The organism is Lactobacillus equicursoris DSM 19284 = JCM 14600 = CIP 110162 (assembly GCF_001434815.1).
Lineage (GTDB): Bacteria > Bacillota > Bacilli > Lactobacillales > Lactobacillaceae > Lactobacillus > Lactobacillus equicursoris.
Window position 1 is genome coordinate 1 of record NZ_AZDU01000047.1, and the last position, 11647, is coordinate 11647.

Here is an 11647-nt window from a genome sequence, read left to right on the forward strand (position 1 = left end):
ACTTGCGTCTTAGCGACGCAACGTTTAATATCTTAGCAAGTTGTTAGCGCTTTGTCAACAACCATTTTCTAAAATATTTTCGTTATATTTTCGTGTCTCCGGCGAGCTGCTTGCTTGCCGCGACAACAAATATAATTATACTTACTTTTCCTAATTCGTCAAATTCTCATTTTTGTTCGAATTATGCTGTGTACACCAGGCGGTGTTGCTAAAGCTGCTTTTTACTTTTCGCTTATATTTCTTAAAGAATTCCTGGCTTATTTTCTCTTAATCTTTTTAAAGTTCGGTTTCACCTCTTTTTTACGGTTTTTTTCTAGAAATTTTTTTCTAAAATTTTTGCTTTTTTCTTTATTTTCTATCTCATAACTACCTTTCTTGATCTATTTGCACATTTAACTAAGCAAAGAAGCAATCTTAACTAAGCTTTAATGTATTTTCCCCATATTCATGGTAAAGTTATCTTAGTTATTTTTCGAAAGGAGATATCCATCATTAAAGAGTATGATCTAGCCATCATTGGCGCCGGACCGGTCGGCCTCTTTGCCGCTTACTTCGCCCGCCTGCATGGCTTAAAGACAATCGTTTTAGAATCCTTGAGCGACTTGGGCGGCCAGCCTGAAATGCTCTATCCCTTCAAAAAAATCCTGGACATCCCGGTTTTTAAGGAAATTACCGCTTCTGACTTAACTAAGCAGCTAATTGCTAATTTGGATGGCCAAGTAGATCTCGTCACTAGCCACCAGGTTCAAGACGTGGAGAGTGCCGGGGACAACTTAATCATTGACGGTGAATACCAGGTTCGCTCCATCATGATTGCCACCGGCAACGGGGCCTTTAAGCCGAAAAAGTTTCCGCTGAAGGCCACTCCGGAAATGGAAGACCGGATCCATTACTTCTTTAAGGATCCGGCCCAATTTGCTGGCCAAAAGCTAGGAATTTTTGGCGGAGGCGACACAGCCTTAGACTGGGCTAATGAATTAGCCAACATCGCTGACGTTTCCTTGATCCACCGGCGCAACGAATTCCGCGGCATGGAAAGCAGCGTTGATGCTTTAAGAAAAAAGGGCCAAGTTAACTTCTTAACCCCCTACCTGCCCAAGAAAATGACCGAAAAAGATGGTCAATTAATCATCGACTTAAAGGAAGTCGGTGGCGATACGGTGTTAGCTGAAAGCTTTGACCAAATCCTGGTGGCTTACGGCTTTCGGGCTGACAACCGCTTTGTTAAAAAGTGGGGCGTGGAGCTGGAAAATGGCCTAATCGCCGTTAACCGGTCCATGCAAACCAACGTCCCCAAAATTTACGCCATCGGCGACGCTTGCGGCTACGAGGGCCGAGTGCCAATCATCGGCATTGGCTTTGGCGAAGCCCAAATCGCTATCAATTCCATCATGCGGGACCTTTTCCCAGAAAAGAGTCTCACCATCCACTCTACAAGTATCAATTAGGAAGAGAGAAAAAATGCAACTAATCGACTTTGTCCTCCATATTGACGACCACCTGGTGACCATCGTCAACAACTTTGGGGCCGGCAGCTATTGGATCATTTTTGCCATTATCTTTATTGAAACTGGCCTGGTCATCTGCCCCTTCTTGCCCGGCGACTCCCTGGTCTTTGCGGCAGCGGCCATGGCGGCCAACCCTAAGTATGGCTTAAACATCTGGCTGATCTACCTGATCACGGCAGCCGCCGCCATCATTGGCGACAGCGTCAACTATGAAATCGGCAAGTGGTCCGTCCACTCCGGGGCTAAGCACGAATGGTTCAATAAATTGATCAACGAAAAGAACCGGATCGCCGCGGAAAAATATTTTGAAAGACATGGCTCCATCACCATCGTTCTCGGCCGCTTCATCCCCTTCATCAGAACTTTCGTCCCATTCGTTTCAGGCGGCAGCAAGATGCACTACCGCACCTTCATCATCTACAACTGCCTGGGCGGGCTTCTCTGGACTGGGCTCTTCTCTGGCCTTGGCTACTTCTTCGGCAACTTCCCAATCGTCAAGGACCACTTCTCCTTGGTCGTGATCGCCATCATCCTGGTTTCCGTTTTGCCAGTGGCCATCATCGGTCTGAAGAAGAGAATGACCCTGAAGCGGGAGCAGCAATTCGATAAATAAGACAGCTAAAAAGCAGTAAAAGAAAAAGAAGGACCTTTGGTCCTTCTTTTTTGGTCGATTTTTTAATAACTACTTGTCCAGCAAGAAGCGGGCAAAGTAGAGCTCGTAAATGACGCCGCCCACGGCAAAGCAGGCCGCGAAAAAGCCCTCGGTCAAGACATTAATCACTGGATCGGTCTCCGGATCAAAGAGCCAGTTGCTGTTGTGGAAAATCAGGGTGTGAAAAGCTCTAAAAAAGCTGTCAAAGTTGGTCAAGGCAAAGGGCAAGACCACGATGGGCAGGATCATTAATAAGAGCGCCCAAGTCTGGTTCAGCTTAATGGACTCCTTCTTTTGCTTGAAGTAGCAGCCTAGTGCCAATCCCAACAAAAAAACAATCTCACAAAGAATAAAGAGATTCTTGACTTCCGCGAAATGACTAGCTGCCGAAGCAGAAGTTGGCAAGTTGGTCATCAGCAGCTTCTTTTTCCAAGGCCAAACTAAGTACCACAGGAGCTGGTTGTAGTTGGCCATGACCTGGCCAATGGTTAAATTGACGGTCTGGTAGCTTTTTTCAATGAAGGTGAAAAAGAGCAGGAGCGGCCAGCTGACGATGATGGCCCCTAGAACTGCACTGGCCAAGGCAAAAAAGAAGTGGCCAAAGGGGAGCAAGATTTGTACTAGCGACTTGTTCTGCTTTTTCATAATTCTACCTCGTCCAAGTTACTTACGATGTAAGTTGGCGGCGTGAGGCCGACCAGCTCCTCTTTCTTGGTCACCCCGGTTAAGGTCAAGAGCGTGTCGACCCCGCTATTGATGCCGGCTTCGATGTCGGTTGGGTAATTGTCGCCGACGATCAGGGCCTCTTCAGCCTTGACGCCCCACTTTTCCAGGGCCTGGTCAACGATGACCTTAGACGGCTTGCCGATGTAAAAAGGCTCCTGGCCACTGGCGACAGCCAGGGCCGCACACAAAGAGCCATTGCCGGGACGGAGCTCATCCCCAATTGGGAGATTTTTGTCAGCATTGGTCCCGATAAAGGTGGCACCCCGGTGAATGCAGCGGGTGGCCACCATCAGCTTGTGGTAGGTCAAATCCGTGTCCATGCCGACAATGACATAGTCAGGGTGCTCTTCATCATAGGAAAATTCTGGGTGCTGGAGGAGTTCTTTCCATAAGCCTACCTGACCAATGATGTAAAGGCCGAGCTTTTTCCCCGGATTGCGGTCTAGCAGGTAGCTGGCCGTGGCCATACTGGGCGTATAGATCTTGTCAACAGTGGTTTCTACCCCGTGCCCCCGCAATTTTTCCACCACCATCTCCGGCGTTCTGGTCGTATTATTGGTCAAAAAGAGGTAGTCAAGGCCGGCTTCGTCTAGCCGCTTGACAAAGCGGACGCCGGATTCGATGGTTTCCTTGCCCCGGTAGATGGTGCCATCCAGGTCAATCAGGTATAACTGGTACTTTTTCAAGATTGCTTCTTTCTAATTACAAAACTGCCACGGCGGTTTGGCTTTTTCTTCCGGCGCGCAGCATAACTCTTCTTGCTAAACTTGGTCTCCTTAACCCGCTTTTCTGTAAAAGCGGGCTTTTTCTTGGGACGAGGACGCCGGCGTCTACTTGGCTTAGGCCGCTTGCTTGGCGTAGCTGACTCCAAGATAAAGTAAGGAGCACCCGGATTGCAGTATTCGTAGAGGTAGTCCACGATCGTGGACTTTTTCCGGTCAATCGAGGTCTTGATATAGTCATTGTAAAAACCCCGCAGTCGCAGGTGGTCGCTTGAGACATCCCCGACTAAATAGTCATACTGATCAAGATATGGGTCATATTTTTCCCGCAGGACATCCCGGTCCAAGGCCTCTCTTTCATTGACCACGATCCGGTACTCTCTTTGGTTGATCAGCACCTTGTCGCCCAAGATGGCGACTTCTGCTAGCGGGTGGAGGGGCTTAGCTTCTTGTTCAGCTTTTTCACTTGCTTGATCCGACTTCTTCACTTTCTTCAATCAAATCACTTTCTTTTGGTATTGGATATTTTTTGCTAAGGTAATCGCCCACAACTTCTCTTAAGAATTGTGGGAATAAAAACTTGTTTTCGCCCACAATGGACAAGGTTGGAAAAAAGGGAATCAGGACGTAGTGGTCCAAGACCGCAATCTCGTATTCCTTAGCTGGGTCCAGCAGCTGGCCGTTAACGTAAACGTTCCGGGTCAGCATGTCGTACTTGATTCCCTTGTAGTAGACTTGGCCAAAAATCTTCCCTCTAAAGCTCATCCCGACCAGTGGGTAGTGCTCTAAGAAGTGGCGGTTCTTCTCCACTTCCATGACCAAGCGCCAAAGATCCCGGCCTAAGAGAGTCGACCTTACTACATGCATCGGGTGCGGCAGAGCATGCTGAAGGTCAAACTGGTTGATCACCCCGCTCTTAAATGGCGTTAAAAAAAGTCCCGTGCTCAGCATGGCCAAGTCGGTACCGGCAAAATCGGCAATGGCGTCAAGCGACACGTCTACCGCCGCCATCTTGTCCTGGTTGAACTTTTCCGGCAAAAAAGCCACCTTGTGGTTTTCCAGCATTTGCTGGCCCAGATCATAGAGCTTGGCGATTTCTGCCTCATCGCCTTCTTCTTCCGGCAAAGAGGAAGTTGGAATGGTGTGCGGCTTGATCGACAAGAGATGGTGGTCATCGTCTAGGGCCAATTCGATGTCGCCAACATAATAGCCCCACTTGCCGGTCTGGGTAATCCAGGTTTGTCTCTCTTTAATCCCCTTAGCTAAAAGCGTGTGACTGTGGCCGCCGACAATCAGCGAAATTTCTGGATAGTGCTGAGCCAGCCACTTGTCCATGCGGACGCCGATGTGGGTGACCAGGATCAAGAGGTCGTACTGTCCCTTAATGTCGGCCATGACCCGGTCCATGGTCTCGCCCAGCATTTTGACCTGCCAGTGGTTGGGGCCATAGGTCATGGGATAAGCTGCCGTTAGGCCAACCAGGGCAATCCGGGTGCCCTTTTTCGTAGTTAAAAAAAGATGATCGTGGGCCCAAGCCGGCCTTTGCCCATCTTCTTCTAAAAGGTTAGACAAGATGACCGGAAACTTGGCTTGGTCAAAAAGGCGCTCTAGCACTTCATGCGGATTAGAAATCCCTTCATTGTTGCCGATGGTGATGGCATCGTAGCCAAAGTCATTCATTAAGCGGATGTTAGCCTGGCCTTCGGTAGCGTCAGACAAGGGATGCGACCGGTCCATGAAGTCGCCGGCGTCAAAGGTCAAGACCTGGTCTTCTAGCGCGGTCTCTTGAACCTTTTTTAAATAGCGACGGATCTTCGGGAAATTCTCAAAGTGGGAGTGCAGGTCATTCGTGTGCAAAATTCGCAGGGTTTCCATCTCCGTCACCTAACCTATCTTGTTGGCCTTCAAAACCATTTCGTAAGCATCCCGGACAGCGCCCTTAGGCTTGTCCCATTCCACCCACTCGGGCTGCTCCCAGTTTTGTTCATTCATCAAGGTCTGGAGATCGTAGGTCTTGTTGATGTACTGCTCATAAGTTTCCAGCGCCTTGGTCCGCGGAATGTTGATGACCAGGATGCGGACGGCCTTGATCAAGCCGTTATTAACGGCCAGCTCGGCAAAACCGTTTTGGTCAATATTGGAAATCTCATAATATTGACTGCCGTCATTTCTGGTAATTTCTTCAATCAAATCTAATTGTTCATATTGATGATTCATTTTCTGCCCCCATGTTCTCTTACCAAAAATTTTACCATACTTCGGCTGGAACTTTTCTTTGGAAAAATTGGCGCAAAAAAACCCGCCTTCGCGGGTCTTTCAGATTACTTGTTTAAAGTACTTTGCTTCTTGATCAATTCGTAAGGCAAAGTGATGTGCTTTTCTTCCAAGCCTTCGTCATTCATCAGCTTGGTCAGCATCCGCATGGCTACCGCACCCAAGTCGTAAAGCGGCTGCTTGATGGTAGTCAAAGCAGGACGGACAACTGAGGCAATTTGGGTTGCGCTAGCAGTAATGATTTCGAAGTCTTCTGGCACCTTAGCGCCGCGGTCAAGGGCAGAGTTCAAGAGACCAACTGAGGAAACGTCCTTAGTTACGATAGCCCCGTTGATGCCCTTCTTGGCTAATTCTGGGTACAGGTTGTAGCCATCAGAGTAGTCCTTGATGCCGTCAAAGACTTCGCAGCCTTCCAGTTCATTGTCAGCAACGAACTTTTCAAAGGCTGGAATCCGGTTGTCCCGGTTGATTGGCGCTTCCTTGTCGCCAACTACCAGGGCCAGCTTCTTCTTGCCGTCGTTTAAAAGCAAATTCAAGGCTTCCGTGTCCGCCTTCTTGTAGTCAATGTTGACTGAAGGGAATTCGGAGTTGCCAGAAACCGTACCGGCCAAAACAACTGGCGTGTCGGTCCGCTTAAAGGCTTCCGTTGCTTCTTCTGACAGCTTGTTGGACATGTAGATGACCCCGTCAACTTGCTTGTTCAATAAGCCTTGAATCACGGCATCTTCTTTCATCAAACGGTTTTCCACGCTGGAGATGATGATGTTGTACTTGTACAAAACCGCAATATCGTCGATCCCCTTGGACAATTCAGCAAAGTACAAGTTAGTCAAGTCTGGCACGATCAAGCCCACCGTTGTGGTCCGCTTAGAAGCCAAGCCTTGTGCCACTGCATTTGGTTGGTAGTGAAGGCGCTTGATGACTTCCATTACCCGGTCGCGGGTTTCTTTTCTAACATTGTTGTTGCCGTTGACAACTCGAGAAACGGTGGCCATGGAGACCTTGGCTTCCCGGGCGACGTCATAAATAGTTACATCTTGTTTGTGCATGATAACAGCCCCACCTATCTTTAATACTAATTACTAAGTAAATGATACCATCTTTTTTCAAATGGTGCAATCGCTTACAGCTAATTTTTCATCATTTTTTACATTTTTTAGTGCTATACTTGATTTGATTTCATCAATAAGGAGAAAATTGCTATGAATTTGGATAAATTGCAAGCTTGGTTGCAAGAAAATGGGGCTGACGTTGCCTATGTTTCAAGTCCAACCACGATTAACTATTTTACCGGTTTTACCACTGATCCGGAAGAGCGAATTTTTAAACTTTTTGCCTTTAAGGAAGCTGAGCCATTCCTCTTCTGCCCAGCCTTAAACTACGAAGAAGCCAAGGCTTCTGCTTGGGACGGGGACGTTGTCGGCTATTTAGACGACGAAGACCCTTGGAAGAAGATCGCTGCCGAAATCAAGAAGCGGACTAGCGATTACCAAACTTGGGCTGTGGAAAAAGACGGCTTGACGGTCAGCCACTACCAAGCCCTCCATGCAGAATTCCCAGATGCTGATTTTTCTAAAAATCTTTCTCCATTCATCGCCCACATCCGCCTCTTTAAGACAGAAAGCGAATTGGTTAAGATGCGGGCAGCCGGCGAAGAAGCCGACTTTGCCTTCCAAGTGGGCTTTAACGCTCTGCGTAACGGCATCACTGAACGGGCCGTGGTCAGCCAAATCGAATACCAATTGAAGCTGCAAAAAGGCGTCATGCAAACCAGCTTTGACACCATCGTCCAAGCCGGTGAAAACGCCGCTAACCCTCACCAGGGTCCAAGCATGAACCAGGTTAAGCCAAATGAACTAGTTCTGTTCGACCTGGGGACCATGCATGAAGGCTACGCTTCTGACTCCAGCCGCACCGTCGCTTATGGCGAACCAACTGCCAAGATGCGGGAAATCTACGAAGTCAACCGGGAAGCCCAACAAGCGGCCATCGACGCTGCCAAGATCGGCATGACCGCCAGCGAACTGGACGGCGTTGCCCGCAAGATCATCACGGACGCCGGTTACGGTGAATACTTCATCCACCGCCTGGGTCACGGGATCGGGATGGAAGTTCATGAATTCCCATCTATCGCAAACGGCAACGATGTGGTCTTACAAGAAGGCATGTGCTTCTCCATCGAACCAGGCATCTACATCCCTGGCTTTGCCGGCGTCAGAATCGAAGACTGCGGCGTCTTGACCAAGGAGGGCTTTAAGCCATTCACCCACACCGACAAGGACTTGAAGGTTCTGCCAGTTAAGGAATAATTTTTAAAAAGCAAACAAAAAGCCAAGGCAATTAATGCCTTGGCTTTTTTTAGTATCATAATTCTTATTCAGCGTCCTTAGGTTCAGTTGGCTCGCTTGGAGCAACTGGCGTTTCTGGTTCAGCATCAGAGTCGCTTGCTTCAGCGTTGTCTAAGTCGCTGGCCGTTTCTTCTGAGTCCTTTTCCTTGCTTTCGGAATCGTCGATCACGATGTCGTCGAAGTCCTTGATTTCAGAATCGTCTTCAATATTCTTTGGGAAAGAAGCCAGTTGGTTCTTCAAGATTTCGGTCCCGTTGTCGTACTTTTCCTTCAAGTCTTCTACGTTAGGATTGCTCTTGATCTTGTCTTTAACTTCTTTAAGCTTGTCGTCTGAAACCAGGCTGGCAGCAACCACGCCAGCAGCTGCACCAAAGACAGCCCCTAATAAAAAGCTAGTAAATTTCTTCATTTTCGGTCTCCTTTTCTAATCTTGACCCTTGCGCCGGAAGTGTCTAGCAAAAGCAGAAGTGATTACAGAAGTAATCATCCCGGTTCTAGTAAAGTGAGCGTTAGATACCTTGTTGATCATCTTCTTGGATGATTCATTGATATCAGATACGCTTTGCCCCAAATCAGCTGCAGCTTGGACCACTGGTTCGATGGTTTCCATCTTGCCGTTAACATCAGCCAGCAAGGCATCGGTCTTGTCCAATAAGGAGCTGGTTTGCTTGAGCAAGCCATCTACGTCGCTGCTCAATTTTTCCACAGAGTCATTAGTCAATTGCACCGTCTTTTCGGCTTCTTGCAAAGTTTTTGACAAGTGGTGCAGGGTTGGAATCGTGAATAATACAAGTACTAAAAAGGCGATAGCCGCAATCAGGCCGGCTAAGGCACCAAAGGAAATTTGCATGATTTTTCCCCTTTCTATCTAAAAAAAGTCTATCATGAAAGCGAATTATACTCAATCAAAAGATTTTTTATGCTATTATCTGCTATGCTTTAATCATAACCGAAAGGAGCCTTTTTTTACATGAAAAATCTTGAATTTAAGATCGGCGGCATCACCATCGATGCCAGCAAACTCTTTGCCAGCGCCGTCTCGGTGATCTGGCAGCTCTTGATCTCGACTCTGGTCTTTTACCTGGTCATCCACTTTGGCCGCAAGCTGATCAACCGCTATTTGGCCAAGCGAACCGATCAATTGTCCAAAAGGGCCCAGACCATCTCGGCCCTGATCAACAGCCTCTTTCGCTACACCATGATCTTCTTCTACGCCTACTCCATCTTGACCATCCTCGGCGTGCCCGTGGGGACGCTTTTGGCCAGTGCCGGAATTTTTTCCGTAGCAATTGGTCTTGGGGCCCAAGGCTTCATGAGCGACCTGGTCAACGGCTTTTTCATCCTGAGCGAAGGCCAGTATGATGTGGGCGACAACATTGAAATTGGCGAGCAAAGCGGAACGGTGACCCAGCTAGGCCTGCGGACCACGCAGATCATGACGACCGATGGCACCTTGATCTACATCCCCAACCGGCAGATTTCCATTGTCAAAAACCTGACCCACGGCGGGATCGGTCTGGCCCTCAACCTGAACCTGGACGCCAAAACCGATTTAAAGGTGCTGGAAAAATTGCTGAAGCAGGCTGACCAAGCCCTGGCCGACCTTCACCCCTACCTGGTCAGCGGCCCGACCTATGTGGGCGTGGTCAGTCAAACCGGCGAAACCATCACCTACCGGGTCAGCTTCCAGATCAAGCCGGGCTATGAGGTCAAAATCCGGCAGAACTATTGGGCAAAGTACCTAGAGCTGCTCAACCAAGCTGGAGTCAGCTTCAGCCACAATCAGTGGCTCCCCCTGAATAGCAAGTAAAGAAAAAATGCTGAGCCTAGCGCTCAGCATTTTTTGCTTTATCTCTTAGTTAAATTGAGCAAGCCAAGCTGGCAATTTTTCAATCAAGGCCTTAACTGCCTTGCCGCGGTGAGAAACTTCGTTCTTTTCTTCAGTGGTCATTTGGGCAAAAGTCTTGTCCTTGCTTGGTACGTAGAAGAGTGGGTCGTAGCCAAAGCCGTTGTCGCCGCGAGGGATGGCCAAAACTTCACCTTCGCAAACGCCCTTGACAACCAAGTCCTTGTCTTCTTGACCAGGCCAAGTCAAAACCAGGACGCTTTCAAAACGAGCAGTCCGCTTGCCAAGTGGCACGCCGCCCAAAGCTGCCAACAGCTTAGCGTTGTTACGGGCGTCGTTGTGAGCTTCACCGCCGTAGCGAGCTGAGTGAACGCCAGGAGCACCATTCAACTTGTCAACGCGCAAGCCGGAGTCATCAGCCAAAGTTGGCAGCTTGCTGTATTCTGCCAAAGCGTGAGCCTTCAAAGCAGCGTTGGCTTCAAAAGTTTCGCCCTTTTCATTTACATATGGTGGGTTTTCAAGGTCTGCGTTTGACTTGAGTTCGATGTCCAAGCCAGCCTTGTCAAAAGCGCTTTGTAATTCTTTAACTTTGTTTTGGTTATTCGTGGCAAATAATAATACTTGAGTCATTAGTTAGTACTCCTATCATTTCAAAAATATTAACTTCCTAACTCAAATTTTACCACTTATTGCGACTATTACGAAAGCTTAAAAGGAAGATCTTACTTTTAATTTGCATTGCTTTCATTTTAAATGTCAAAATTTCTTAAACTTCTTAAAATCTTTTACCATCAATAGGCTATTTAAGGTAAAATTAAGCTATCGAATAAGGATGAGGATTATGTCAGAACACAACGAACACGTATATTTTGTAAACCAACTATACCGCGATTTCTTGTTGCCTACCATTTTGGGCGGCGATACCCCAGCGATTCTTTACTGGGCTGGCAAGAGAATTACGCGCAAATATGACTTAAGTGATTTTGCAGACTTAGCCGAATTCTTCGATATGGCAGAATTTGGCACCTTGAAGCTGGTTAAGGAAAGACGGGCTTCCCTGATTTTCGAATTAAGCGGTCAATCCGTGACCGACCGGTTAGCGAGTGATAGCAAGGACTTTTCTTTAGAAAGCGGCATGATTGCCGAAGCCGTGGAAAGAAACCGCGGCCGCTCAGCAGAAGCTGAGATTAACGTTGATGACAAGCATCAACGGGTAGAAATTACGGCCTTTTTCTAAAGATCGGTATGACGCCGAAGCAGCAATGCTTCGGCTTTTTTGTTTTGGCGTGATGTGGGTGGTGGACGCGGCGAAGGTGGCAAGGGGACTACTACGGGATGGTTGGTGGACGCGGCGAGATTTTTGCCCAAAACGATATCAGCTTGGTGATGCATTCGCACAATTTAATACCAACCAGACGGCATACCTGCACATTTTGATATCAACCGGGTAACTCCGAGTTTTGGTTGACATTGTTTTGGGCAACACTTATTTATTGAAGTAAGATTGTGTACAGCATTCCCCCAAGTTGACTCAACCGGACCACTTTTTCCGAAAATTCGCCCCCAAGTTG

At 48.0% G+C, this 11647-nt stretch carries 14 protein-coding genes; 5 read left to right on the forward strand and 9 right to left on the reverse strand.

Going from position 1 to position 11647, the window contains the following annotated elements:
* Window positions 1-512 precede the first annotated feature (512 nt).
* Entirely contained in the window at window positions 513-1448 is a 936-nt protein-coding gene (locus tag FC20_RS07920; protein ID WP_201779617.1) for an NAD(P)/FAD-dependent oxidoreductase, read from the forward strand.
* A gap of 13 nt (window positions 1449-1461) precedes the next feature.
* Complete coding sequence (locus tag FC20_RS07925; protein WP_054668061.1) at window positions 1462-2121, forward strand: VTT domain-containing protein; 660 nt, start codon at window positions 1462-1464, stop codon at window positions 2119-2121.
* Window positions 2122-2190: 69 nt separating this feature from the next.
* Here the strand turns inward: FC20_RS07925 and FC20_RS07930 are convergent, their stop codons facing one another.
* From FC20_RS07930 to FC20_RS07955, 6 genes are all read right to left on the reverse strand, one after another.
* Window positions 2191-2805 carry a TIGR01906 family membrane protein gene (locus tag FC20_RS07930; RefSeq protein WP_008461577.1) on the reverse strand — a complete coding sequence of 205 codons (615 nt, stop codon included), beginning with the start codon at window positions 2803-2805 and terminating at the stop codon, window positions 2191-2193.
* Window positions 2802-3572, reverse strand: coding sequence for a TIGR01457 family HAD-type hydrolase (locus FC20_RS07935; protein ID WP_008461578.1), 771 nt, complete (start codon window positions 3570-3572; stop codon window positions 2802-2804). The genes FC20_RS07930 and FC20_RS07935 overlap by 4 nt, the downstream gene beginning before the upstream one ends.
* The gene (locus FC20_RS07940) at window positions 3569-4105 is read right to left on the reverse strand and encodes a YutD family protein (protein WP_039943798.1); all 537 of its coding nucleotides are present in this window, start codon (window positions 4103-4105) and stop codon (window positions 3569-3571) included. Before FC20_RS07940 ends, FC20_RS07935 begins: the two co-directional genes overlap by 4 nt.
* A complete protein-coding gene (locus tag FC20_RS07945) occupies window positions 4071-5483 on the reverse strand; it encodes a bifunctional metallophosphatase/5'-nucleotidase (RefSeq protein WP_008461582.1) in 1413 nt (470 codons plus the stop codon). Before FC20_RS07945 ends, FC20_RS07940 begins: the two co-directional genes overlap by 35 nt.
* Window positions 5484-5492: 9 nt before the next feature.
* Complete coding sequence (locus FC20_RS07950) at window positions 5493-5825, reverse strand: hypothetical protein (RefSeq protein ID WP_008461583.1); 333 nt, start codon at window positions 5823-5825, stop codon at window positions 5493-5495.
* Window positions 5826-5929: 104 nt separating this feature from the next.
* Window positions 5930-6931: a substrate-binding domain-containing protein gene (locus FC20_RS07955; RefSeq protein ID WP_008461585.1), complete on the reverse strand. Its 1002-nt coding sequence runs from the start codon at window positions 6929-6931 to the stop codon at window positions 5930-5932.
* 153 nt (window positions 6932-7084) lie between these two features.
* Between FC20_RS07955 and pepQ the strand changes: the two genes are divergently transcribed.
* Window positions 7085-8191, forward strand: coding sequence for a Xaa-Pro dipeptidase (gene pepQ / locus FC20_RS07960; RefSeq protein WP_008461587.1), 1107 nt, complete (start codon window positions 7085-7087; stop codon window positions 8189-8191).
* 64 nt (window positions 8192-8255) lie between these two features.
* On the opposite strand, the gene FC20_RS07965 is transcribed toward pepQ, so the two are convergent.
* Window positions 8256-8639 carry a hypothetical protein gene (locus FC20_RS07965; protein WP_008461589.1) on the reverse strand — a complete coding sequence of 128 codons (384 nt, stop codon included), beginning with the start codon at window positions 8637-8639 and terminating at the stop codon, window positions 8256-8258.
* A 15-nt stretch (window positions 8640-8654) separates the two neighbouring features.
* Window positions 8655-9080 carry a DUF948 domain-containing protein gene (locus FC20_RS07970; protein ID WP_008461591.1) on the reverse strand — a complete coding sequence of 142 codons (426 nt, stop codon included), beginning with the start codon at window positions 9078-9080 and terminating at the stop codon, window positions 8655-8657.
* Window positions 9081-9200: 120 nt separating this feature from the next.
* Here FC20_RS07970 and FC20_RS07975 point away from each other — a divergent pair, with 120 nt between their 5' ends.
* Complete coding sequence (locus FC20_RS07975) at window positions 9201-10040, forward strand: mechanosensitive ion channel family protein (protein WP_008461593.1); 840 nt, start codon at window positions 9201-9203, stop codon at window positions 10038-10040.
* A gap of 45 nt (window positions 10041-10085) precedes the next feature.
* Here FC20_RS07975 and FC20_RS07980 read toward each other — a convergent pair whose 3' ends face one another.
* The gene (locus FC20_RS07980) at window positions 10086-10706 is read right to left on the reverse strand and encodes an XTP/dITP diphosphatase (RefSeq protein WP_008461596.1); all 621 of its coding nucleotides are present in this window, start codon (window positions 10704-10706) and stop codon (window positions 10086-10088) included.
* Between the two features lie 211 nt (window positions 10707-10917).
* On the opposite strand from FC20_RS07980, the gene FC20_RS07985 reads away from it, so the two are divergent.
* Window positions 10918-11313, forward strand: a complete 396-nt coding sequence (locus FC20_RS07985) for a YslB family protein (RefSeq protein WP_008461597.1) — start codon at window positions 10918-10920, stop codon at window positions 11311-11313.
* The last annotated feature ends 334 nt before the right edge of the window (window positions 11314-11647 follow it).